We start from the raw sequence: 24,114 nt of genomic DNA on the forward strand, positions 1-24,114 counted from the left end.
CGCCCCGCCCCGTACAAACTCCGCAGACAGGCCGCCATACTGGACGGGCCGGGGAGGGCGCAGGACAGCGACGGGGGCGACAGCACGAGATGGCGGAAACCAGGCTGATCCACGGCCGGTACCGACTGCTCGATCTCATCGGGCGCGGCGGCATGGGCGAGGTGTGGCGGGCCCGTGACGAATCGCTCGGCCGACGGGTCGCGGTCAAGTGCCTCAAACCGATGGGCGCCCACCACGACCAGTCCTTCTCCGACGTCCTCAAGGAGCGGTTCCGCCGCGAGGCCAGGGTCGCGGCCGCGCTCCAGCACCGGGGCGTGACCGTCGTCCACGACTTCGGCGAGGACGACGGCGTCCTCTACCTCGTGATGGAGCTCCTGGAGGGCCGCAACCTCAGCCAGCTGATGGAGGACAACAAGCAGCAGCCCCTGCCGGTCGGCGACGTCGTCGACATCGCCGACCAGATCGCCGACGCCCTCGCCTACACGCACGACCAGGGCATCGTGCACCGCGATCTCAAGCCCGCCAACATCATGCGGGTGAGCGGCGGCGCGGTGAAGATCTGCGACTTCGGCATAGCGCGCCTGGGCGAGGACATCGGCTTCACCTCCAAGCTCACCGGCACCGGCATCGCCATGGGCACCCCGCACTACATGTCGCCGGAGCAGATCGGCGGCAGCGAGGTCGACCACCGCAGCGACCTGTACTCGCTGGGCTGCGTCCTGTACGAACTGGCCACCGGCGCCCCGCCCTTCGACCTCGGCGACACATGGGGGATCCTCGTCGGCCACCGGGACACCGCGCCGAGACCGCTGCGGGAGGTACGGGAGGAGATCCCCGGCTTCCTGGAGCGGATCGTGCTCGACCTGCTCGCCAAGACGCCCGAGGAACGGCCGCGGGACGCGGACGACCTGCGCCGCCGCATCGGGGCCGGACGCCGTCCTGCCGACGGCGTACCCACGGCCCTGCCGATCCCGCGCCTGCCGGAGGTCCCGGCCGGCGGCGAGGCCCCGCTGCCCGACTGGACACGGGGCATGACGACCGGCCACAAGGCCGTCGGGACAACGGCCGTCCGGCCGCCCCTGCCCGACCACACCGCAGCGCTGACCGGGGCCTGGACCAACCCGCCGGTGATCCCCCGTGTGCCCGCGCAGGCAGGCCCGCCCGCCCTCACCCTCCACGGCGCCACGGAGCGCACCACTCCGCCGCCCGAGTTCCTCGCCGTCCTCGCCAGCCGCCACAGCGCGGGCCTGAGCCTCGGCCGGCTCGGCCGCTGGGACGAGGCGGGCGAGGTGCACCGCGCGGTCGCCGCCGAACGGGCCGCACTGCTCGGCCCCGACCATCCCGACGCCCTCGCCAGCCGGTACGAGGTCGCCTTCACCCTGAGCAGGACCGGCCGCGCGGCCGAGGCGCTCAGCGAGTTCACGCACGTCTGCGAGGGCCGGGAGCGCGCACTCGGCCCCGACCACCCCGACACGCTCGCCGCCCGGCAGGAGACCGCGTACGTGCTGGGCCAGCTGGGACGCCACGCACAGGCGCATCAGGTGTACGAGACGGTCCTCGCCTCCCGCGAGCGGACCATGGGCCCCGACCACCCCGACACGCTGCGCTGTCGGCACAACCTCGCGTTCAACCTGAGCCGGCTGGGCCGGATCGAGGACGCGCACCGCTTGGCCGAGGACGTGGCCACCGCGCGCGCCCGCGTCCTCGGCGCCGGCCACCCCGACACGCTCGTCACCCGCTACGAGGTCGCCCATGCCCTCGGCCGGCTCGGCCGCTGGACCGAGGCGCTCGCCACCTACCGGGAGGTCGCCGCCGCCCGCGCCCAGGCACTGGGGCCCGACCACCCGGACACGCTCGCCGCTCGCTACGAGGCCGGCATCAGCCTCGGCCGGCTCGGCCGCAGTGCCGAGGCCCTGGACCTGTTCAGGGGGCTCGTCGACGACCGCACCCGCGCCCAGGGCCCCGCCGACCCCGAGACGCTGCGCGCCCGGCACACCCTCGGCGTCAACCTGGGCCGCCTCGCCCGCTGGCCGGAGGCGCTGGCAGAGGCACGCGAGGTGTGCGCGTTGCGCGAGCGGGTGCTGGGCCCGGACCATCCCGACACGCTCGTCAGCCGCCGCGAGGTGGCCGTCGCTCTCGGCTGGCTCGGCCGCTGGCACGACGCGTACGCCGTCTACCGGCACGTAGCCGACGTGCGCGAGCGGGTCCTCGGCCCCGAACACTCGGACGCCCTGGCCAGCCGCAACGATGAGGCCCACTGCCTCGAACAGCTGGGCCGCCGCTCGGAAGCCGTGGAGCTGTACCGGCGGGTCGCGGCGCTCCGGCAGAGCGGCACACCCGGACCCTGACCTGCGTGGCGTCACCGGGCCGACCCGGCCGCAGGGGCGCGCCGCGGGCCGGAAGGAGTTAGGGTCCGGCCATGCCCGCACACGCCTCGTACGACGCCGTCATCGTCGGCGGCGGCCACAACGGCCTGGTCGCCGCCGCCTACCTCGCCCGAGCCGGACGCTCCGTCCTGCTGCTGGAACGCCGGGCCGTCACCGGCGGCGCGGCCGTCTCGACCCGCCCGTTCCCCGGCGTCGACGCGCGCCTGTCCCGGTACTCGTACCTCGTCTCGCTGCTTCCGGACAAGATCGTGCGGGATCTGGGACTGGACTTCGCCGTCCGCAAGCGCACCGTCTCCTCGTACACCCCGCGCGGCAGCGGCGGCCTGCTGGTCGGCGGACCCGGAACCGCCGGGTCCTTCGCCCGCCTCACCGGCGGGGAGCGGGAGTACGCGGCCTGGCAGGAGTTCTACGGCATCACACACGAGGTCGCCGGCTGCGTGTTCCCGACGCTGACCGAGCCGCTGCCGTCCCGGGAGGAACTGCGCGAGCGCGTCGGCGACGAGGCGGCCTGGCGGATGCTGTTCGAGGAGCCGATCGGTGTCGCGATCGAGAAGCGGTTCGCCGACGACCTCGTCCGGGGCGTGGTGCTCACCGACGCGCTGATCGGGACGTTCGCCGACGCCCACGACCCGTCGCTGCCGCAGAACCGCTGCTTCCTGTACCACGTGATCGGTGGCGGCACGGGCGACTGGGACGTGCCCGTCGGCGGCATGGGCGCGCTGACCGACGCGCTGGCGGCCGCGGCCCGCGCCGCGGGCGCCGAGATCGCCGTGGAGCACGAGGTCACCGGCATCGAGACGGACGGCGCACGGGCCGAGGTCTCCTTCCGCGCCCCTGACGGCGACGGCACGGTCGCCGCCCGCCAGGTGCTGGTGAACGCCTCCCCGCAGGCGCTCGCCGCCCTGCTCGGCGAGGAGCCACCGGAAGCCGCCGAGGGCGCCCAGCTGAAGGTCAACATGCTGCTGCGCAGGCTGCCGAGGCTGCGCGACCACGACGTCGACCCGAAGGCCGCGTTCGCCGGGACCTTCCATGTCTCCGAGGGCTACGAGCAGTTGGCGACCGCCTACCGAGAGGCGGCGGCCGGACGGCTGCCCAGTGCCCCTCCCTCCGAGATCTACTGCCACTCGCTGACCGACCCGTCGATCCTCGGACCCGAGCTGGTGGCACAGGGCCATCAGACGCTGACCCTGTTCGGACTGCACACCCCGGCACGGTTGTTCGCCGCCGACAACGACGCCGTGCGGGCCGAGCTGCTGGCCGCGACGCTCGCCGAGCTCGACTCGTACCTGGAGGAGCCGCTCGCCGACTGCCTCGCCCTCGACGCGAACGGCGAGCCGTGCATCGAGGCGAAGACCCCGCTCGACCTGGAGCGCGAACTGAGGCTGCCCGGCGGGCACATCTTCCACCGCGACCTGTCGTTCCCCTACGCGACGGAGGAGAGCGGACGCTGGGGTGTGGAGACGGCACACGCCAACGTCCTGCTGTGCGGCGCGGGCGCGGTGCGCGGCGGCGGGGTCAGCGGCGTCCCCGGCCACAACGCCGCGATGGCGGCGCTGGGCCGGTGAACCGCGCCTGGTGCGTGGGCCGTACCCGGTTGTCGGCGGGGCGCATGGTCCGAGGTCTCAGTCCTGGGACGGCGCCCAGCCGACCGCCTCGATCCGGGTTGCGTCCGAGGGTCGCGCCTCGTCGAAGAGCGCCTGGCCGTGCTCGTCGTCCACGCGGATCGCGTCGACGTACACCCCGCGCCCGACGTAGAGCCGGTCGGTGGTGTACCGCCACCGCAGGCGTACCTCCGAGCCGTGCCACGCAGACAGATCCGCCGACAGCCGGTGCCAGACGCGCCCGGACCAGCCGGTCGCCGTACCCGCGGGATGCGGCTGCTCGCCCTCGTCGGGGTGCTCGGTCGTGAACGGCACCGGCTGCCAGCTGCTCCCGCCGTCCACCGTCGCCTCCAGGAACAGCCGGTCCGCGCCGGGCTCGGTGTCCCACCACAGGGAGCAGCCGAGCCGGCCGGCCGCGGGCCCGAGCGGGGGCAGGGTGAGCGTGGCGGTGGTGGCGCCCGCCATGCCGCCGAACCAGGCGGTGCGCCCGTGCGCCGGGCGTACCGCTACGGCCCGGGCGAGGTTGTTGGCGGCGGCCACGCGGGGCGCGCTGCCCGAGCGCCAACTGCGCACGGGGTGCACCGAGTTGCCGAGGACGATGAGGAACGAGTCGGTGGTCGGGTCGAGGACCAGGCTGGTGCCGGTGAATCCGGTGTGGCCTGCGGTCCGGGGCGTGGCCATGGCGCCCATGTACCAGTGCTGGTAGAGCTCGAAGCCGAGGCCGTGCTCGTCGCCGGGGAACGCGGTGTTGAAGTCGGTGAACATCAGGTCGACGGATGCGTCGGTGAGGATGCGGGAGCGGCCGTAGACACCGCCGTTGAGGAGGGTGCGGGCGAGGACCGCGAGATCCCAGGCGCAGGAGAAGACACCGGCGTGGCCCGCGACGCCGCCGAAGCTGTACGCGTTCTCGTCGTGGACCTCGCCCCACACCAGCCCACGTTCCAGTCCCGACCAGGGCAGCCGGGCGTCCTCGGTCGCGGCGATCTTCGGCTTCCACTCGGCGGGGGGGTTGAAGCGCGTGCGGTGCATGCCGAGCGGAGCAGTGATCTCGTCGTGGAGCAGGGTGTCCAGAGTGCGACCGGTGATCCTCTCCAGGACGAGCTGAAGGGCGATCAGGTTCAGGTCGGAGTAGAGGTACCGGGTGCCGGGGGCGCTCGCGGGCGCCTCGTTCCACAGCAGGCGCAGCCGGCCCTCCTGTGTGGGCTCCTTGTACAGCGGGATCCAGGCCCGCAGCCCGGAGGTGTGGGTGAGCACCTGGCGCACGGTGATGCCCTGCTTGCCCGCGCCGCCGAATTCCGGCACGTAGGAGGCGACCGCCGCCTCCAGCTCCAGGGCGCCGCGCTCGATCTGCTGCACGGCGAGGATCGACGTGAACAGCTTGGAGACGGACGCCAGGTCGAAGACGGTGTCCTCGGCCATGGGGATCTGCTGGTCGGCGGGTAGTTGCACGGCCGTGTCGGTCACCTCGTCGTACGAGGAGTAGCGCAGCGCCTTCCCGATGGCCCGGTGCAGGGCGACCGTGCCGCCCCGGCCGGCGAGCAGCACCGCCCCCGCGTACCAGGGGTGTTTGGGGGAGGGGCGCAGGAACGCCTCGGCGTCGGTGACCAGTCGGTCGAGGTGCGGGGCGAGCAGGCCGGCGCGCTCCGGGGTGCCGCGCCGCAGCGTCGGCCGGTGGACCGGCCCTCCGCCGCCACCGGAAGCGGCTTCGAGCGGCGCGCCCATGGCCGGCGCGGCGAAGGGGACGGACGCGAGGGTGAGCGCACCGCCCAGCGCCAGCAGGCCGCTGCCCAGTCTCCTCCGGCTGATCGCCCTGCTCCCTCTGTCCGCTGCGTCCTCGGTCATACGGAATCCTTCCTGAAAGTATCTTTCGGATCTTCCGCGACACGTGAAACTTTCTTGCCGAGTCGGTGGACTGTCAACCACTCCAAAGAATCTGACGATGCATCAGAAAATGTCTTCCCTCGTCCGGCGGGCTGCGGCATCCTGCGCCCATGGAGACGGAGCTGAGCAGACAACTGGGCATCGAGCACGCCATCTTCGGCTTCACACCGTTCCCCGCGGTGGCTGCCGCCATCACCCGCGCGGGCGGCTTCGGCGTCCTGGGAGCCGTCCGCTACACCGCGCCCGACGACCTCGCACGCGACCTCGACTGGCTGCACGACCACGCCGACGGCAAGCCGTACGGCCTCGATGTCGTCATGCCCGCCAGGAAGGTCGAGGGCGTGAGCGAGGCCGACGTGGAGGCGATGATCCCCGAAGGGCACCGGCAGTTCGTCCGCGACACCCTCGCCGCACACGGCGTCCCCGAGCTCGCCGAGGGCGAGTCCTCCGGCTGGCGCATCACCGGCTGGATGGAGGACGTGGCCCGCCGCCAGCTCGATGTCGCCTTCGGCCGCCCCATCCGCCTGCTCGCGAACGCCCTCGGCTCCCCGCCCGCCGACGTCGTCAAACGCGCCCACGACCACGGCGTCCTCGTCGCCGCGCTGGCGGGCAGCGCCCGGCACGCCCGCCACCACGCCGAGGCGGGCATCGACATCGTCGTCGCCCAGGGGTACGAGGCAGGCGGCCACACCGGCGAGATCGCCTCCATGGTGCTCACCCCCGAAGTCGCCGATGCCGTCGCCCCGCTGCCCGTCCTCGCCGCGGGCGGCATCGGCAGCGGCGAGCAGATCGCCGCCGGTCTCGCGCTCGGCGCACAGGGCGTGTGGCTCGGCTCCCTGTGGCTCACCACCACCGAAGCCCGGCTCGGCTCCCGGGCGCTGACGGCCAAGCTGCTCGCCGCGGGCTCCGGCGACACCGTCCGCTCGCGCGCCCTGACCGGCAAGCCCGCCCGCCAGCTGCGCACCGCGTGGACCGACGCCTGGGACGAACCGGCCGGCCCCGGCCCGCTGCCCATGCCGCTGCAGGGCCTCCTCGTGGCCGAGGCCGTCTCCCGCATCCAGCGGTACGAGGTCGAGCCGCTGCTCGGCACACCTGTCGGCCAGATCGTCGGCCGCATGAACGCCGAACGCCCCGTCCAGGACGTCTTCGACGACCTCACCCGCGGCTTCGAGCGCGCCGTCGACCGGATCAACCGCATCGCCGGAAGGAGCGGTTCATGACCCACCCCGCAGACGGACCGGGCGCGATGCCCCGCGCCCCGGGCGGTTCCGATGTGCCGGACGCGCCCGGCGGTTACGTTCCGCCCCACATCACGGACGGTCCTGGCGTGCCCCGTCCGCCCGGCGGCTTCTGGGCGCAGGCCGCCGCCGACCCCGACCGCACGGTGCTGACCTGCCCGGACGGCGAGCAGTGGCGGGCGGGACGGCTGCACGCCGCAGCCAACCGGCTCGTCCACGGACTGCGGGCGGCCGGACTGCGGCGCGGCGACGCCTTCGCCGTCGTCCTGCCCAACGGCCCCGAACTCGTCACCGCGGCGCTCGCCGCCGCCCAGGCCGGCTTCTACCTCGTCCCCGTCAACCACCACCTCGTCGGCCCGGAGATCGCCTGGATCGTGTCCGACTCCGGCGCCGACGTGCTCATCGCGCACGAACGCTTCGCCGAGGCCGCGACGGCCGCCGCCGACGAGGCGAAGCTGCCCGCCGACCGCCGTTACGCCGTGGGCGAGGTGGCCGGATTCCGACCGTACGGCGAGCTGCTCGACGGGCAGCCGGAGACTCCGCCGGCGGACCGCACGCTCGGCTGGGTCATGAACTACACCTCCGGCACCACGGGCCGCCCCCGGGGGATCCGCCGGCCGCTGCCCGGAAAGACCCCCGAGGAGACTCACCTCGGAGGATTCCTCGGCATCTTCGGCATCAAGCCCTTCGACGGGAACGTCCATCTCGTCTGCTCGCCGCTCTACCACACGGCCGTGCTGCAGTTCGCGACGGCCGCCCTGCACATCGGGCACCCGCTCGTCCTGATGGACAAGTGGGCCCCCGAGGAGATGCTGCGGCTCATCGAGGAGTACTGCTGCACGCACACCCACATGGTGCCCACCCAGTTCCACCGCCTGCTCGCCCTGCCCGACGAGGTCAGGAAGCGCTACGACGTGTCCTCCATGCGGCACGCCATCCACGGCGCCGCGCCCTGCCCCGACCACATCAAACGCGCCATGATCGACTGGTGGGGGACGTGCGTCGAGGAGTACTACGCGGCGAGCGAGGGCGGCGGCGCCTTCGCGACCGCCGAGGACTGGCTGAGGAAGCCCGGCACCGTCGGCAAGGCGTGGCCCATCAGCGAACTGGCCGTCCTCGACGACGACGGCAACCGCCTGCCGCCGGGGGAGGTCGGCACCGTCTACATGAAGATGACGACGGGCGGCTTCAGCTACCACAAGGACGAGGCGAAGACCGCGAGGAACCGCGTCGGCGACTTCTTCACCGTCGGCGACCTCGGCTACCTCGACGAGGACGGCTACCTCTTCCTGCGCGACCGCAAGATCGACATGATCATCTCGGGCGGGGTCAACATCTACCCGGCCGAGATCGAGTCCGCGCTGCTCACCCACCCGGCCGTCGCGGACGCCGCCGTGTTCGGCATCCCGCACGCCGACTGGGGCGAGGAGGTCAAGGCCGTGGTGGAACCGGCGGACGGCCACAAGCCGGACGCCTCCCTCGCCGCCGCCCTCCTCGCCCACTGCGAGAGCCGCCTCGCCGCCTACAAGCGCCCCAGGTCCGTCGACTTCGTACCCGCGATGCCCCGCGACCCGAACGGCAAGCTGTACAAGCGCAGGCTCCGTGAGCCGTACTGGGAGGGCCACGAGCGCCCGGTGTGACGCGGGGTCCGGGGGCGGCCCGCGAAGCCGCTCCCGCGCCGGCCCGGGGAGCCGCGCCCGCGCGCGACGGGTGGTGGTCGGCGCGCGAGGGGCGCGGGGCGCTGGCAGCCTGGCACGCATGAGCCCGGTGAACCTCTCGTCCGTCATGCGGCGGTGGACCGTCTGGGTGCCGCTGGTCGCGGTCGTCGCCCTGGTGCTCAGCTGGGGACGCGACCTGCCGCCCCTCGCGGTCGTCGTCGTGGCCCTGTGCCTGGCCGGAGCCGTGCTGGCCGCGGTGCACCACGCCGAAGTGGTCGCCCAGCGCGTGGGGGAGCCGTTCGGCTCCCTCGTCCTCGCGGTGGCCGTGACCGTCATCGAAGTGGCCCTCATCGTCACCCTGATGGCCGACGGCGGCGACAAGTCCTCGTCCCTCGCCAGGGACACGGTGTTCGCCGCCGTCATGATCACCTGCAACGGCATCGTCGGCGTGTCCCTGCTCGTGGCGGCCCTGCGCAACCGCGTGGCCGTCTTCAACGCCGAGGGATCGGGCGCCGCCCTCGCCACCGTCGCGACGCTCGCCACGCTCAGCCTCGTCCTGCCGACGTTCACCACGAGCAGGCCCGGACCGGAGTTCTCCGCCGCCCAGCTGACGTTCGCGGCCGTCGCCTCGCTCGGCCTCTACGGTCTCTTCGTCGCCGTGCAGACCGTGCGCCACCGCGAGTACTTCCTGCCCGTCTCACGGCACGGCGGACCGCCGAAGGACGCCGACGGCCACGGTGAGATGCCTGACCGCTCGGCGGCCCTGCTCAGCCTCGGCCTCCTCGTCGTGGCGCTCGTGGCGGTGGTGGGCGACGCGAAGGCGGTGTCGCCCACCATCGAGTCCGGCGTCGCGTCCGCCGGCCTGCCGCACGCCGTCGTCGGCGTGGTCATCGCGCTGCTCGTCCTGCTGCCCGAAACGCTCGCCGCCGTACGGGCGGCTCGCCGCGACCGCGTCCAGACGAGTCTGAACCTGGCGCTCGGTTCCGCCATGGCGAGCATCGGGCTGACCATTCCGGCGATCGCCCTCGCCACGATCTGGCTGGAGGGCCCCCTGCTGCTCGGCCTCGGCGCCACCCATATGGTGCTGCTGGCACTCACCGTGGTGGTCGGCGCCCTGACGGTTGTACCGGGCCGGGCCACTCTGCTCCAGGGCGGGGTGCACTTGGCGATCTTCGCGGCGTACATGTTCCTCGCGGTGAGCCCTTGAACCGGTGAGCCACGGCTCTGGCCTGCCGTGCCAGGGCCGTGGCCCGGAGGGCTCACCCCCGCTCGCGTACCCGTACCACCTGCGGCGCGGGTGACCGCATGATGTCGCTCTCGCAGAAGCGACGTCACCCACCGCTCGTCCGCGAACGCTCCGTCCGATCCCGGTAGTGCGGCGAGAGCCGGTTCGACGACTGCGAGTACGTCAGCAGCGTCCGCGCCACCGGGCAGCGCCCGCCGTCCCAGCCGACCGCCTGGACATGGCTGGAGCCGTGCACCACCTCGGCGTAACCGCCGGCCGACGCGTTCCACCGCGCCTCGATCTTGTTCCACACGCCGAGCGCCTCCGTGCCGCCGTGCACCGGGAACCGCTTCCCGCCCCGTACGACGAACTCGTGCTCCCCGAGCGGCGCGTCCAGCGGAATGCCCGCCGCGCAGTGCGGACACCGCGCCCGACAGCGCCTGCCGTGGGGCAACTGTCAACCGTCCGGTCGGTATCCGCAGTCTTGACGTACCGTCACCGGACGCACAGGATCGCGTCATGACAGGGGCACACAGCAGCACGGTCGACTCCCTCGTACGGCGCAGCGCCCGCCGCACCCCCGGCCGCACGGCCGTCCGCTACGCCGCACGTACCTGGACCTACGCGGATCTCGACACCGCCGTCTCCACCGCGGCGGCCGTCCTGGCCGGCCACGGGCTGCGCCCGGGCGACCGGGTCGCGACCTACGGCCACAACTCCGACGCCTACCTGATCGCCTTCCTCGCGTGCGCGCGGGCCGGACTCGTCCATGTGCCGGTCAACCAGAACCTCACCGGGGACGACCTCGCCTACATCGTCCGCCAGTCGGGCAGCTCCCTCGTCCTCGCCGACCCGGACCTCGCGCCCCGCCTGCCCGCCGGCCCTCCCGTACGGCCGCTGCGCGACGCCGACGGATCCCTCCTCGCGGAGCTGGCCGAGCCACGACCGTACGTCCCCACCGCGGGGGAACCGGCGGCCGAGGACCTGGTCCAGCTGCTCTACACCTCCGGGACCACCGCGCTGCCGAAGGGCGCGATGATGACCCACCGGGCGCTCGTCCACGAGTACGTCAGCGCCATCACCGCACTCGACCTGAAGCCCGACGACCGGCCCCTGCACACCCTGCCGCTCTACCACTCCGCCCAGATGCACGTGTTTCTCCTGCCCTACCTGGCGGTCGGCGCGGAGAACACCATCCTGGACGCACCCGACCCGGCACAGATCTTCGACCTCGTCGAGGCGGGCCGCGCCGACAGCCTGTTCGCCCCGCCGACCGTCTGGATCGGCCTGTCCCAGCACCCGGACTTCGCCACCCGCGACCTGGGCGCACTGCGCAAGGCGTACTACGGGGCGTCGATCATGCCCGTGCCCGTCCTGGAGCGGCTGCGTGAACGCCTGCCCCGGCTCGCGTTCTACAACTGCTTCGGACAGTCGGAGATCGGCCCGCTCGCCACCGTCCTCGGCCCCGACGAGCACGACGGCCGCATGGACTCCTGCGGGCGTCCGGTGCTGTTCGTCGAGGCGAAGGTCGTCGACGAGGACGGCAAGGAGGCGGCGGACGGCACACCGGGCGAGGTCGTCTACCGCTCACCGCAGCTGTGCGAGGGCTATTGGGACAAGCCGGAGGAGACCGCAGACGCCTTCCGCGACGGCTGGTTCCGCTCCGGGGACCTCGCCGTGCGCGACAGCGAGGGCTACTTCACCGTCGTCGACCGGGTGAAGGACGTCATCAACTCCGGGGGTGTACTGGTCGCTTCACGCCAGGTGGAGGACGTCCTCTACACCCACCCCGCGGTCGCCGAGACGGCCGTCGTCGGCCTGCCCGACGACCGCTGGATCGAGGCGGTCACGGCCGTGGTGGTGGCACGCGGGGAGGTCACCGAGGCCGAACTGATCGCCCACGCACGCGAGAAGCTCCCCGCCTTCAAGGCCCCCAAGAGGGTCCTCTTCGTGGACGGGCTCCCGCGCAACGCCAGCGGCAAGATCCTCAAGCGCGAACTCCGCGACCGGTTCGCCGAGCACGACGCGTAGCAGCCGGTGAGCCGAGCACCACGCGTAGCAGGACCCCGTCCGGGTCCCCCAGGCGCGCCACGACCAGGCCACGCAGGTCGTCGCGGACCGCGTCGGCGTCCCAACGCGCCGAGCGCAGGAGCCGCTGCATCGCGTCGGGGCGCCGGTACACGCAGTGCTCGGCCGGCGGTCAGCAGTCCCTGCGCTCCCCATCCGAGAGCAGGCCGGCGACGAACCCCCGGGGGCAGGGCCGTGCCCCCGGGGCGGCGGCCGCCATGGCTGCCAATAGCGCCCGCACCTGCCCCTAGGGGCCCGTTTCGGGCGGCTCGGATCAGGTGCCTGCCGGGCCGGGACCCGTGTTCGAGCCGCTGATGGGCAGGCCCGCCAGGAGCGCGCGCCGGCTGGCCCTGACGTGCTCGCGCATGACGTATTCCGCGCTGTCGCCGTCCTTCTCGAGGATCAGTTCCAGGACAAGATGGTGCTCGCGGTCAGACTGCAGGGGGCGTCCCGGCTGGCTCAACGATGTGTTGACCAGCCGGGAGTAGGCCAGCTGGTTCATCAGCATCCGGTAGTGGGCTTCCAGCTTGCTGTTGTCGGCGCCGGCGATGAGCAGGTCGTGGAACTCCTGGACCAGCTCCGCGTATCGCTCCCGGTCGTCCCGCGCCACCGCCTCATCGGCTTCGCGCAGGTTCCGCTCCAGCATGTCGATCTCCGGGACCCGGCCGCGCCGGGCCAGGAGGCGGGCGGCCGCACCCTCGAGGAGTTCCTTCATCTCGAAGAGCTCGGTGATCTCGCGGCGGGACGGAGTCGTGACGAAGGTCCCCACGCGGGGCCGGATCTCGACCAGCCCCTCCGTCTGGAGCTGCTTGAGGGCCTCACGGACCGGTGTGCGGCTGACGCCGAACTCCTCCGCGAGCGCGAGTTCCGAGAGCGGCGCCCCTGGGCCGATGTCACCTTTGATGATGCGACGCCGCATTTCGGTGATGACCCTGGCCTGCATCGACCCGTTCGTCGATCCGTTGGTGCCGCGATTCACCGAACCCTCCTTCATGTGTTGAGCCGCCCGCCGGTCATCCCAGCGGCGCGAGCGCGCCACCGTCGAAGAACTTGCCCGCGCTGTAGACCATCGGAAGGTTCTCGGTGACCGCAGCGTGCACCACGCGGCAGATGAAGACGGTGTGGGTGCTGGCCTGGAGCCGCTCGCGGATCTCGACCTCCATCTGCGCGCTGCTCCTCGCGATCAGCGGGCTCCCGAACGGGCCGGGCGCCCAGTCCAGGTCCTTGAATTTATCATCGGACTTACCCGCGAACGTGCCGACGACGTCGAGCTGGGCCGTGGAGAGGATGTTGATGGCGAGGTGATCCCCGCGGAACAGGCAGTCGTGCGTGGACGAGGTGCGCTGGATGCACACCATCACGGTGGCGGGGTCGAGCGAGATGCTCGAGAACGCATTGACGGCCAGTCCCCGGGGGGTGCCCCCGTCCATCGCGGTCACGACCGTGACACCGGTGACGAACTGCCGGTTGACCTGCTTCATCAGGTCGGTGTCGAGCTGCGTGGAAAGCGGGGCCATGGTGGTGCTCCTTGTCATGTTGATCGTCAGTCCTGTCCCACCCGGATGATGCCCAGTGCCGAGAGCAGGGCCCGGGGATCCCATGTCACGTGCTCCTCGACGATGCGGTCCCCCTCGAATCGGGCGAAGGTGGCGCCGCTCGCGTCGACCCGCCGCTTGGTGGCGGGGACACCGAGGAACGAGGTCTCGTGGGTACCGCTGCTGTGCCAGCGGATCGCTGCCCTGTCGCCTTCGAGCACGATGTCGTCGATGGTCGTGACCAGGTCGGGGAACGCCGCTCGGGTGGAGACGATCGAGGCCTTGAAGGCATTCAGGTCCTGCGGGTGGCGGTCGGTGCCGTGGCGGAGGTAGGCCGGGCTCAGCAGCTGGTCGAGTGCGTCGACGTCGCCGTGGCCCCAGGCCGCGGCCCAGACCTTCTCGATGAGCCCGCGGCGGGTTTCACTGTTCGACAACAGTCTTCTCCTTTCGATCTGCGCCCAGTTCCTTCCAGAAGGACACCGCCAGGCCGGCGATGATCACCAGGAAGGGCAAGGACGTCACAATGACGGTGTTCTGAAGGGCGGTCAGCCCTCCGGCGAGCATCAGCACAACAGCGGTGATGCCGGTGAGGACTCCCCAGATGACGAGCACCGAACGACGCGGAGTGAGCGACCCGTTCGAGGTCATCATGCTCAGCACGTAGGTGTTGGCGTCCGCACCGGAGACGAAGAACATCACGACCAGGATGATCGCGACCAGCGACGTGACACCGGCGTACGGGAAGTGGTCGAGGGTCGCGAAGAACGCGCTGTTGATGTCGGCCGCGGTCTGCTTGGCGATGTCACCGCCCTGGAACAGGTCGATGTGGATGGCGGTGCCGCCGAAGACCGTGAACCACGTGAAGAACACAACGCTGGGGACGACCAGGACACCCATGATGAAGCCGCGGATGGTGCGGCCACGGGAGATGCGGGCGAGGAAGACACCGACGAAGGCGCCCCAGGAGACCCACCAGGCCATCATGAAGTAGGTCCACCACTGCATCCATTCGAGTCCACCGAACGCGGTGCCCTGGAGGCTCATCCGGAAGAAGTCGGTGGCCCACTGGCCCACGGACTCGATGTACAGGTTCGCGATGAAGACGGCAGGGCCGACGATCAGCATGAAGACGAACAGTGCGACCGCGAGCAGCGTGCTGCCCTGGCTCAGGAACTTGATGCCCTTGCTGACACCGGTCACCGCCGAGAGCGTGAAGATCGCCGTGACGGCGGCGATGATGAGCACCTGGCTCACCGAGTTGACCGGGATCCCGAACAGGGTGCCGAGACCGTTGTTGACCTGGAGAGCACCCAGACCGAGGGACGTCGTGGTGCCGAAGAGCGTCGCGAACACCGCGAGCACGTCGATCGCCTTGCCGATCGGCCCGTTCACGCGGTGGCCCAGCAGCGGCACGAACAGCTGGCTGACCAGGGTGCGGCGGCCCTTGCGGTGGGTCGAATAGGCGATGGCGAGACCGAAGACGGCGAAGATCGCCCAGGCGTGCAGGCCCCAGTCGAAGTAGGAGTACTGGAGGGCTCGCACAGCCGCCGCCGACGTGTTCGGCTCCGCGAGGCCGTGCGGCGGCGTCGAGAGGTGGGAGATCGGTTCGGCGACGCCGTAGGAGACCAGCCCGATTCCCATGACCGCGCTGAGGATCATGCAGAACCAGGCCGGCGTCGAGAACTCGGGGCGATCGGTGTCCTTGCCGAGTCGGACGTCACCGGCGGGGCTGAAGGCCAGGAACACCAGGAAGACGAGGATGGCGAGCGTGACCACCAGGTAGGCCCACCCGAACGTGGCCGTCACCCAGTTGAGGGAGGCGGTCGTCACCTCGTTCAGGTTCTCCGTGAAGAGCACGGCCCAGCCGACGAAGAGGGCGGAGACACCGACCGAGGTCCAGAAGACCGAGCCGAGCTTCCCTGCGCCGTGACGTTCGGCCCCGCCCTCGTGGCATTCGTTGACGCCATCGGTACCGGGTTCCACCACGCTCCCGGCCGGCGTCGCGCGGGTCATTTCCGCACCCGATCGAGGGCGATTCGAAGGTGACTGGACATGAGGCTCCTTGAGTCCGCGGGGCCCGAGGGCCACCGGCACTGGCATGCAAGAAGTAGTAAGGCGTGCCACGGATGGAGTGTCAAGGGTTCGGGGGAAGGAATCCCGTTCCTACCCGACCAGGTCCACAAAAGTGCAGGTCACGCGGGATTCAGCAGGCATGACAAGCAGTCCTGGCAACGGCGCGGAGAAGTCCGTCGCTCCATCCCCTTGACCCATACAAGAGAGATGCCTACGGTTCTGTGCCATGCAAGAGCGCATCACGGATTGTCCTGACGAAAGCATCGGTCTCCGTAAACTGGTGCTCTACCGCGACGTCGTCTTCACCGAGGCGGGCGAGGCCCCCGCGCAGCCCGCGCGGCGTGCCAGCGTCGCCGCCGTCGTACGGAACCCCTGGGTGGGCGCCGGCCCCTCCGCTGACCTGTCCGCAGAGCAGGGCCGAGTCGCTCCGGTGCTCGCGCGACTGCTCGCGGGCCGGCTCATCGACGCCCTGGGCGGCGTGGCGGAGATCGAGGCCTTCGGCAAGGCCGCGATCGTCGGCACGGCGGGCGAGATCGAGCACGCCGGAGCCCTCATCCACACGCCGTACTTCGGCAACCTGGTCCGGGAGTTCCTCCAGGGCGAGTCGATCATCTGCTTCGCCGACACGCGTGCCGAAGCCGGCGAGACGCTGGTCGTCCCGCTCTGGCACAAGACGCACGCCGCGACCCGCAGTCACTACCAGACCATCAGTGCCCGTGTCGCCGACGCCCCGCGTGCGGACGAGATCGTCGTCATCGCCGCCGCGTCGACGGGGCCTCGCCCGCATCCCCGCATCGGGGACCGCAGGACCGACCCCGTCGTCACCACCGAAACCCTGGAGGAAGTCCTTTCATGAACATCCGCAAGATCGTGACCACCGTCGAGGAGATCCGTGCCGAAGGCGGCCGCGAGGTCACCCCCGCCGCCCGGATCGCCGTCGTCGCAGCGGTGATCGAGAACCCCTGGGCCGGTCAGGGCTTCGTCGAGGACCTCGCTCCCGGCATCGACGCCACCGCCTCCGACATCGGCGCGCTGCTGGCCCCGGCGGTGCTCGACGCCCTCGAGGCCCCTGCCGAGGCGTACGGCAAGGCGGCCATCGTCGGCCTGGACGGCGAGATCGAGCACGGCTCGGCGCTGATCCATACACTCAAGTTCGGCGACCACTTCCGCAAGGCCGCCAATGCCACCACCCTGCTGCCGGCCGTCGAGAAGCGTGGACCCGCCGGCGTGGTGTTCGACATCCCGCTGAAGCACATCACCGACGCCACGATCCGCTCGCACCACCAGACCATCGAGATCCGGATCACCGACGCCCCCCACCCGAACGAGATCGTCATCGCGCTTGCCGCCGCCTCCCAGGGACGTCCCCAGCAGCGCCTGGCGCCGCTCTCGACCGAGCAGTAGGCATACATGAGCAAGCCGACCGTGGTACTGCTGCACGGCGTAGGGCTCGACCACACCATGTGGGAGCCCGCCGCCGCGCTGCTGGCCGACCGATTCACCGTGATCACCCCCGACCTGCCGGGCCACGGATCCCGCCCCCCGGCGAGCGACGGGGTGACCCTCGCAGACCTGGCCGACGGGGTCGCCGGTGACATCCCGGCAGGCTCGCACCTGGTCGGATTCTCCCTGGGGGCACTCGTCGCCCAGCACCTGGCGCTGCACCGCCCGGAACTGGTCGCCACGCTGACCTCGGTCAGCTCGGTGTGCCGGCGGACACCCGAGGAGCGGGCGTCCGTCCTCGCCCGGCTGCGCACCGCGGAAACCGACTTCGCGGCGAGTGCCTCCGCCTCCCTGGAGCGGTGGTACGCAGGCACCGACGTCGACCCGGCCTGGGTGGGCCGCACCGAGTCCACACTGCGGGCCAACGATCTCGGGTCCTTCCTCAACTGCTATCGCGTGTTCGCCACGGCCGACGCCGAACTCGGGCCGGAGCTGGGTGCGATCACTGTTCCCGCACTGGCGGTCACGGGTGAGAACGATCCAGGTTCCACCCCGGAGATGACCCACCGGCTCGCCTCGGCGCTTCCGGACTGCCGCGCGGTGGTCGTCCCCGAGGCGCGTCACATGCTGCCCGTCGAACACCCCGAGGCGTTCGTCGACTCCCTCACCACCTTCATCGGAGAGCGCGCACATGTCTGACCTCAACGAGTTGCAGCACTTCATCGACGGGACGTGGGTGGAGCCCGCGTCGGGCGAGTACTTCGAGAGCACCAACCCGGCCACGCGCCAGGCGCTCTACCGGGCAGCCCGTGGCAATGCCGCTGACATCGAGCGGGCCGTGGCCGCCGCGCAGACGGCATTCGAGGATCCGCGCTGGCGCGACCTCAGCCAGACCCGACGCGGGCACCTGCTGCGCCGTCTCGGCGACCTGATCGCCGAGAACGCCGAAGAGCTCGCCCGCATGGAGACGCAGGACAACGGCAAGCTGCTGCGCGAGATGCGCGGGCAACTGGCCACCTTGCCGGAGTACTACCACTACTACGCCGGTCTTGCGGACAAGATCCACGGCGACTTCATCCCCACCTCGGACCGCCGGGTGCTGAACTACACGGCGCGGGAGCCACTGGGCGTCGTGGGAGCGATCACGCCCTGGAACTCTCCTCTGACGCTGACCAGCAGCAAGCTGGCACCCGCTCTCTGCGCCGGCAACACCGTGGTGATCAAGCCTTCGGAATACACCTCGGCCACGGTGCTGAGGCTCGCCGAGCTGGCGCTCGAAGCAGGGTTCCCGCCGGGTGCGGTGAACGTCGTCACCGGCTTCGGCGCCGAGGCCGGGCAGGCCCTGGTCGACCACCACGGCCTGGCCAAGATCTCCTTCACGGGCAGCACCGCCACCGGGTCGCGCATCGCTGCGGCGACCGCGAGCCGGTTCGTCGGCTCGACCCTCGAACTCGGTGGCAAGTCGCCCAACATCGTGTTCGAGGACGCGAACATCGCCAACGCCGCGATGGGAGTCATCGCCGGAATCTTCGCCGCCGCCGGACAGACGTGCATCGCCGGCAGCCGCGTGTTCGCCCACCGGTCCGTCTACGACGAGCTGCTCGAGCGCGTCTGCGAACGCGCGAAAACGATCCGTATCGGCGACCCGCTGGACGAGACGACCGAACTCGGCCCCCTGGCCTTCGCAGCCCAGCGGGACAAGGTCGCCGGGTACGTCGACCTGGGCCGCAGCGAAGGCGCACGAGTGCTGACCGGCGGGAACCCCTCCGACGGCGGCCTCGGCGGCTACTTCTACGAGCCCACCGTCCTCGTGGACGTCGACAACAGCATGCGCGTCGTACGTGAGGAGATCTTCGGGCCCGTCCTCGCGATCATGCCGTTCGACACCGAGGAGGAGGTCGTCCGCCTGGCGAACGACACCGAGTACGGTCTCGCGGCCGGCGTCTGGACGCAGAACCTCTCGCGGGCGCACCGGATGGCGGCGCGCCTGGATGCCGGGACCGTCTGGGTGAACACCTACCGGGCCATGTCGCCGATGTCCCCGCGCCAGGGCTTCAAGACCAGCGGCGTCGGCGTCGAGCACGGCACCGAGACGATCAAGGAGTACACCCGGCTCAAGAGCGTCTGGATCAACACGAGCGAGGAGCCCGTGGCCGACCCGTTCACGATGCGGAGCTGACGTTGCCCCAGATCACGATCACGATCGCGGAGGGCCGCACCCCGACGCAGATCCGGAACATGATGCACGAGGTGCACACCGCGGTCCTGCGCACCGCGAACACGCGGCCCGAGCACATCCGTGTCGTCGTCCACGAGGTCCCCCGGACGCACTGGGCCACCGGTGACGTCACCCTCACCGAGATGGACGCCGCCGGCACGCGCCGGACCGCCATGACCGCCGACAACCAGAACGACCAGGACGACCAGGACGCCGCCCGGCGACCGGTCACCCCCGCACACCAGGAGCAGTCGTGAGATTTTCGTTGTTCGTGCACATGGAGCGCTGGGACGAGGAGGTCAGCCACCGGCAGCTCTTCGAGAACCTCTCCGAGTTGACCCTGATGGCCGAGGCCGGCGGGTTCAGCACCGTGTGGATCGGTGAGCACCACGCGATGGAATACGTGATCTCCCCGAGCCCGATGCCGCTGCTGGCGCACCTGGCCGCGCAGACCTCGACCATCCGCCTGGGCGCGGGGACCATCGTCGCCCCGTTCTGGAACCCGCTCCGCGTCGCCGGTGAATGCGCGCTGCTCGACGTCATCAGCAACGGTCGCATGGAGGTCGGTCTCGCCCGGGGAGCCCACCAGTTCGAGTTCGACCGGATGGCGGGCGGGCTGCCGGCCGCCGACGGCGGGAAGCACCTGCGCGAGCTCGTGCCCGCTGTCCGGGCGCTCTGGCAGGGCGACTACGCCCACGACGGCGAGATCTGGCAGTTCCCGACGTCGACCAGCGTGCCCAAGCCGGTGCAGCAGCCCACCCCGCCCATGTGGATCGCCGCCCGAGACCCCGCCTCCCACGACTTCGCGGTGGCCCAGGGCTGCAACGTCATGGTCACCCCGCTGATGAAGGGCGACGAGGAAGTCGTCGACCTCAAGCGGAAGTTCGACACCGCGGTCGCGAACCACCCCGAGGTGCCGCGTCCCGACCTGATGGTGCTGCGGCACACGCACGTCCACTCCCCGGACGAGCCCGACGCCTGGCGCCCGGCCGCGGAGGCGATCAACCGCTACTACCGGACCTTCGACGCCTGGTTCGGCAACAAGAGCACCCCGGTGAACGGGTTCCTCGAGCCCAGCCCGGAGTCGAAGTTCGAGGGCCGGCCGGAGTTCGAGCCGGAGTCGCTGCACAGGACCGCGATGATCGGCACCCCGGCCGAGGTCATCGAGCGGCTGCGCGCCTACGAGGAGCTCGGCGTCGACGAGTACAGCTTCTGGATCGACAACAGCATGTCGCACGAGGACAAGCGCAGGTCCCTGGAGCTGTTCATCAAGGAAGTCGTGCCGGCCTTCAAGTAGGACGGCCCCGTCGGGGCACGTCGATGAAGCAGCGAGCGCCCGCCCTGTGGGCGGGCGTTCCGCATGTACCGATATTTTCGGTCACAACTCTTCCGTAGTGGCTGAAACCAGCGCACGATGGCGATGAAGCAGCAAGCACCCGCCCCGACCCCCAGGCGGAAGCTGCCTCTGCCCCGCCCGGACCCGTGACCGGGCGGGGCCGCCGTTCCCGTTCACGACCTGGCACCGGCAACGGAGCGGTCGATGCCCCCGACTCGTCCGTGAGTTCATGCCGTCGCACGGTGCCGCCTTCCGGCGCGGCATAGGATCGTCGCCCACGACTGCGCCGTGTACCGCCCGGTGGTCCACACGCCCCGTATGTTCGCCCCGCCGGACGGCAGCTGGGGCCCGGTATGGGCGGCGATGCGCGAACTGGCGGCCGTCCACGGCGACGAGAACGTCCGCCTGGTGGTCTGGTTCGGCTGAGCGGGGCCGGGCCATGGAGCGGTGTCTCTTTGGTGGGCTCGGCCCGAGTGCAAAGGTGCACCTGGCCGGCGACGGTCAGGCACGTCCCCCTGCGTTTCCGCTTCCCCTGCAACAAGGAGACAGGCTCCAAGGCGTGTCCGGCGGACCAGGAGTGCTTCGGCCTGCGCGGAGGCCGCTGACGCGGGCAGGCCGCACGAGCTTCGATGGCGCCATGGCCACGCCAACACCCCCGCCCTCCGCCGCTGCACGAGGCGTAACCAGCAGACCGCCCCGCGCGCCGGCCGGCGTGCGCCTGACAGCCTCCGCAGTGCCACGCCCCGCCCACCCCTGAGCTTGGTATGTCTCCCCCCGACACCTGCCCCGGCGGGACCGGGAAAGACCAGGAGCGGAGCAGTCACACAGGCGTGGCCGCGGTGCCTGTGGGCGTACCCGAGGGTCCGGTACGCCCCCAGGCGAGAGATGTTACGACCCGACCCAGGAGGAGATCACGGAGTGTTGGGCTGTGCGGGCTCGTTGGGCTTCGCGAGCGTGTTGTCCGCGCCGGCTTGGCCGGCGGGCACGACCGTGGGGCCTTCAACCGGCACCCACGCGTTGTCACATACGTAGGGAGCCTGCGCCCCGTTCTCCTCCTCCGCCTGCTGAGCGCATTCCGTCTCGAAGAGGAGCCCCTGCGAGGTCTTCACCTCGACGAACGCCCTCGGCAACCCTACGTCGTAGGGGTATGAGGAAATTGCGACGGAACAGACGGTCCCTTGCTCCGCGGTCGGATACCCTCGTTGTCCGAGAGGTCCTGCCATTCGTAGGGCCCGAACTCGCCGTTGTCCGCGAGTATCCGCTGGCCGAAGAACGTGTCCCCCTCGGAAAGCACGGCAGTGATTCTCCTGTCCGGCAATTCCTGGTAGGAGTCGCCCTCTCGGATCAGGGCACCGCTTCCGGTGCACGTGCCGCCCGGGCCGCCCTCGCCGCCGATGCCACCAGGGCCGCCGCCCCCGGGGTTGCTGGCTTGGCCACCGCCGCCACCGGTGCCGCCCTCGGCGGACATGACCACTTGACTGTCCGGCGTGGTCAGTGATGTCGCAGTTCCAGGACTCCCGGCGCCTCCGGCTCCCGTACCAGCGCCCGTGCCGCCAGCCCCGGCAGTGCCACCCTGGCCCACGGTCACGGTGTAGGTCTGGAAGGGCTGGACCGGGATGGTGCACCAGAAGAAGGCACCGCCACCGCCGCCACCACCGCCACCTGGGGAAAGCGGGGCAACAGCGCCTCCGCCACCTCCTCCGCCTCCGGCTCCCCATGCCTGGACGTGGAAGGAGTACACGCCGCGCGGCGGCGTGAAGGTACCGCTCGCGGTGAACTGTCTCACCCCGGAACCCACTGGGGTGTCCGCCACTGCTGCTGGGGCCGCCGCGAGGAGCTGGCCCGCCAGGGCCACCGTCGCCATGGACGCCAGGCAGGCCCGGCGGAGCAGAGAGTGCCGGGTCCGTTGAGGTTCGTTCGTCTCGTGCCCGGGCGTCGAGTCCTGGATGTGCCTGACCATTTGATGCCTTCCTTGAAACCTCCCTCTCCTAAAGGAGGGGGATTCCTGGCTCACGTTGGCTGCGGCCCGGCGGGCTCGCGGCTCTTACACGATCAGCACCAGCCGGGTTGAGACCAGCCCGGACCAGCATCACGCGGGCGGAGTTCTTGTCCGTGGGGGATACGGCTCCGCACGCGGTGCAGGTGTAGGTACGTTCTGAGAGAGGTAGTGCGTGCTTGGCTCTTGCTCCGCACTGTACGCAGTCCATGGTGGTGTGCGCGGGGTGTACGAGGTGCAGCTCGCGGCCGTGTTTGCGGGCCATGTGGATCAGCGCGTGCTTGGTCGCGGAGATCGCCGCGTCGGCTGCCTTGCGGGCCATGGTCGACTTGGCGAGGAAGCGCGGGCGGAAGTCTTCCACCGCGAGCCGGTCATGGTCCCGGACGACGGTCTTGGCCCACTTGCGGCCGGTGTCCTCACGCTGCCGGGCAACCTTCTTGTGCAGCTTCGCTGTCTGCCGCTTCGCCGCCCGGTAGCCCCTGGAGACCGCCCGCCCGCGTGGGGGTTTACGGCGCGCCATCATCCGCTGGTAGCGGGCCAGCTTTCCGGCGGCGTTCTTTCCGTGATCGGCGTGGGGGAGGTCGTGGGCGTCGCTGGTGGTGGTCGCGGTCTCGCGCACGCCCCAGTCGATGCCGATGTCCCGGCCCGTGGCGGGCAAGGCCTCGGTCATGGTGGCGACGACGAAACTGGCGTACCAGTGGCCGAGACCGTCCCGGTAGATCCGCACCGAGGACGGGGGCTTGGGAAGGTTACGCGACCACACCACCGTCACCGCGATACCGCCGGCAAGATGCAGGCGACTGCCCTTGAGGCGAAAACCGCGCTGGGTGTAGTTAAGCGTGGGGTCCGCCGCGTGCTTCTTCTTGTACTTCGGCATCCCTGCCCGCTGCCGCATCGGCAACCGGTCCTTGATGTCCTTGAGCGCTTTGGCCCGGGACTTGCCGAAGTCGCGGATGATCTGCTGCTGCGGAACGCTGCTGCCCTCGCGCAGCCATGCCGTACGGGCGCGGGCCTCTGTCAGCATCTTGTCCAACGCTGCCGGACCGACCTTCTCGGCGTCCCGGTGAGCCTTCCTCGACCTGGCAACGCACTCGTTCCACACCCACCGACAGCGTGTCCATTCCGCCTCAAGCGCGGCACGGGCTGTGGACGACAGGCGCAGACGATAGGTGTACCGGGCATGCCCAGCCCCTTCCCTCTCCGCTTCCGTCGTCACGCTCATCAATCTACCTGGGTGGTACGGCAGTTGAGATTCCTTGATCGTTGCGGGCTGGCTCACCACCGCGTCGGGTGGACGATGAATCGCCCTGGCGGCGATTCATCTTTCCCAGCCCTGCTCCGCAGGAGTCCGATTCCTCCCCGGCCTGAAGGCCGGGGCATCCTCGGGGAAATCAGGTGAAGCGCCACGCGGCGTCAACGACAACGCGAATCCGGCGTGATGGAGCGCGAACCCGTT

At 70.8% G+C, this 24,114-nt stretch carries 22 protein-coding genes and 1 pseudogene; 13 read left to right on the plus strand and 10 right to left on the minus strand.

Going from position 1 to position 24,114, the window contains the following annotated elements:
* Positions 1-89 precede the first annotated feature (89 nt).
* On the plus strand, positions 90-2,348 hold the full coding sequence (locus tag ACF08N_RS15285) for a tetratricopeptide repeat protein (protein ID WP_392325083.1): 2,259 nt from the start codon (positions 90-92) through the stop codon (positions 2,346-2,348).
* Positions 2,349-2,419: 71 nt separating this feature from the next.
* The gene (locus tag ACF08N_RS15290) at positions 2,420-3,952 is read left to right on the plus strand and encodes a phytoene desaturase family protein (RefSeq protein ID WP_392325084.1); all 1,533 of its coding nucleotides are present in this window, start codon (positions 2,420-2,422) and stop codon (positions 3,950-3,952) included.
* A 57-nt stretch (positions 3,953-4,009) separates the two neighbouring features.
* Here the strand turns inward: ACF08N_RS15290 and ACF08N_RS15295 are convergent, their stop codons facing one another.
* Positions 4,010-5,830, minus strand: coding sequence for a serine hydrolase (locus ACF08N_RS15295; protein ID WP_392325085.1), 1,821 nt, complete (start codon positions 5,828-5,830; stop codon positions 4,010-4,012).
* A gap of 149 nt (positions 5,831-5,979) precedes the next feature.
* Between ACF08N_RS15295 and ACF08N_RS15300 the strand changes: the two genes are divergently transcribed.
* The 3 genes from ACF08N_RS15300 to ACF08N_RS15310 all read left to right on the plus strand — a co-directional run bounded on the left by ACF08N_RS15300 (position 5,980) and on the right by ACF08N_RS15310 (position 9,972).
* Entirely contained in the window at positions 5,980-7,089 is a 1,110-nt protein-coding gene (locus ACF08N_RS15300) for an NAD(P)H-dependent flavin oxidoreductase (protein WP_392325086.1), read from the plus strand.
* A gap of 107 nt (positions 7,090-7,196) precedes the next feature.
* Positions 7,197-8,747 (plus strand): acyl-CoA synthetase, encoded by a 1,551-nt coding sequence (locus ACF08N_RS15305; RefSeq protein WP_392325385.1) that lies wholly within the window; start codon positions 7,197-7,199, stop codon positions 8,745-8,747.
* Between the two features lie 118 nt (positions 8,748-8,865).
* Positions 8,866-9,972, plus strand: coding sequence for a calcium:proton antiporter (locus ACF08N_RS15310; protein WP_392325087.1), 1,107 nt, complete (start codon positions 8,866-8,868; stop codon positions 9,970-9,972).
* A gap of 124 nt (positions 9,973-10,096) precedes the next feature.
* Here ACF08N_RS15310 and ACF08N_RS15315 read toward each other — a convergent pair whose 3' ends face one another.
* Positions 10,097-10,444, minus strand: a complete 348-nt coding sequence (locus tag ACF08N_RS15315) for a penicillin acylase family protein (protein WP_392325088.1) — start codon at positions 10,442-10,444, stop codon at positions 10,097-10,099.
* Positions 10,445-10,509: 65 nt separating this feature from the next.
* Between ACF08N_RS15315 and ACF08N_RS15320 the strand changes: the two genes are divergently transcribed.
* On the plus strand, positions 10,510-12,021 hold the full coding sequence (locus ACF08N_RS15320) for an acyl-CoA synthetase (protein ID WP_392325089.1): 1,512 nt from the start codon (positions 10,510-10,512) through the stop codon (positions 12,019-12,021).
* Between the two features lie 25 nt (positions 12,022-12,046).
* Here the strand turns inward: ACF08N_RS15320 and ACF08N_RS15325 are convergent.
* The 5 genes and pseudogenes from ACF08N_RS15325 to ACF08N_RS15345 form a co-directional block, all read right to left on the minus strand.
* Positions 12,047-12,160, minus strand: a pseudogene (locus tag ACF08N_RS15325) (IS701 family transposase); the annotation flags it as partial.
* A 171-nt stretch (positions 12,161-12,331) separates the two neighbouring features.
* Positions 12,332-13,036 (minus strand): GntR family transcriptional regulator, encoded by a 705-nt coding sequence (locus ACF08N_RS15330; RefSeq protein WP_392325090.1) that lies wholly within the window; start codon positions 13,034-13,036, stop codon positions 12,332-12,334.
* Between the two features lie 34 nt (positions 13,037-13,070).
* Positions 13,071-13,574, minus strand: coding sequence for a flavin reductase family protein (locus ACF08N_RS15335; protein WP_392325091.1), 504 nt, complete (start codon positions 13,572-13,574; stop codon positions 13,071-13,073).
* Positions 13,575-13,600: 26 nt separating this feature from the next.
* Positions 13,601-14,026 (minus strand): ester cyclase, encoded by a 426-nt coding sequence (locus tag ACF08N_RS15340; protein WP_392325092.1) that lies wholly within the window; start codon positions 14,024-14,026, stop codon positions 13,601-13,603.
* Complete coding sequence (locus ACF08N_RS15345; protein ID WP_392325093.1) at positions 14,013-15,605, minus strand: BCCT family transporter; 1,593 nt, start codon at positions 15,603-15,605, stop codon at positions 14,013-14,015. Before ACF08N_RS15345 ends, ACF08N_RS15340 begins: the two co-directional genes overlap by 14 nt.
* A 340-nt stretch (positions 15,606-15,945) precedes the next feature.
* Between ACF08N_RS15345 and ACF08N_RS15350 the strand changes: the two genes are divergently transcribed.
* The 7 genes from ACF08N_RS15350 to ACF08N_RS15380 all read left to right on the plus strand — a co-directional run bounded on the left by ACF08N_RS15350 (position 15,946) and on the right by ACF08N_RS15380 (position 21,088).
* Complete coding sequence (locus ACF08N_RS15350) at positions 15,946-16,521, plus strand: amino acid synthesis family protein (protein WP_392325094.1); 576 nt, start codon at positions 15,946-15,948, stop codon at positions 16,519-16,521.
* A complete protein-coding gene (locus ACF08N_RS15355; RefSeq protein WP_392325095.1) occupies positions 16,518-17,069 on the plus strand; it encodes an amino acid synthesis family protein in 552 nt (183 codons plus the stop codon). Before ACF08N_RS15350 ends, ACF08N_RS15355 begins: the two co-directional genes overlap by 4 nt.
* Before the next feature lie 6 nt (positions 17,070-17,075).
* Positions 17,076-17,807, plus strand: a complete 732-nt coding sequence (locus ACF08N_RS15360; protein WP_392325096.1) for an alpha/beta fold hydrolase — start codon at positions 17,076-17,078, stop codon at positions 17,805-17,807.
* The gene (locus ACF08N_RS15365; protein WP_392325097.1) at positions 17,800-19,287 is read left to right on the plus strand and encodes an aldehyde dehydrogenase; all 1,488 of its coding nucleotides are present in this window, start codon (positions 17,800-17,802) and stop codon (positions 19,285-19,287) included. The genes ACF08N_RS15360 and ACF08N_RS15365 overlap by 8 nt, the downstream gene beginning before the upstream one ends.
* A 2-nt stretch (positions 19,288-19,289) precedes the next feature.
* The gene (locus ACF08N_RS15370) at positions 19,290-19,583 is read left to right on the plus strand and encodes a 4-oxalocrotonate tautomerase family protein (protein ID WP_392325098.1); all 294 of its coding nucleotides are present in this window, start codon (positions 19,290-19,292) and stop codon (positions 19,581-19,583) included.
* Entirely contained in the window at positions 19,580-20,623 is a 1,044-nt protein-coding gene (locus tag ACF08N_RS15375; RefSeq protein WP_392325099.1) for an LLM class flavin-dependent oxidoreductase, read from the plus strand. The genes ACF08N_RS15370 and ACF08N_RS15375 overlap by 4 nt, the downstream gene beginning before the upstream one ends.
* A 327-nt stretch (positions 20,624-20,950) precedes the next feature.
* On the plus strand, positions 20,951-21,088 hold the full coding sequence (locus ACF08N_RS15380; RefSeq protein WP_392325100.1) for a hypothetical protein: 138 nt from the start codon (positions 20,951-20,953) through the stop codon (positions 21,086-21,088).
* A 485-nt stretch (positions 21,089-21,573) separates the two neighbouring features.
* Here ACF08N_RS15380 and ACF08N_RS15385 read toward each other — a convergent pair whose 3' ends face one another.
* The 3 genes from ACF08N_RS15385 to ACF08N_RS15395 are packed head-to-tail and all read right to left on the minus strand — an operon-like array spanning position 21,574 to position 23,880.
* Positions 21,574-21,792 (minus strand): hypothetical protein, encoded by a 219-nt coding sequence (locus ACF08N_RS15385; RefSeq protein WP_392325101.1) that lies wholly within the window; start codon positions 21,790-21,792, stop codon positions 21,574-21,576.
* A 2-nt stretch (positions 21,793-21,794) separates the two neighbouring features.
* On the minus strand, positions 21,795-22,622 hold the full coding sequence (locus ACF08N_RS15390) for a glycine-rich domain-containing protein (RefSeq protein WP_392325102.1): 828 nt from the start codon (positions 22,620-22,622) through the stop codon (positions 21,795-21,797).
* A 28-nt stretch (positions 22,623-22,650) separates the two neighbouring features.
* Positions 22,651-23,880, minus strand: a complete 1,230-nt coding sequence (locus tag ACF08N_RS15395; RefSeq protein ID WP_392325103.1) for an RNA-guided endonuclease InsQ/TnpB family protein — start codon at positions 23,878-23,880, stop codon at positions 22,651-22,653.
* Between the last annotated feature and the right edge of the window lie 234 nt (positions 23,881-24,114).

It is taken from the genome of Streptomyces sp. NPDC015127 (assembly GCF_043080095.1).
In the GTDB taxonomy this organism is placed as follows: Bacteria; Actinomycetota; Actinomycetes; order Streptomycetales; family Streptomycetaceae; genus Streptomyces.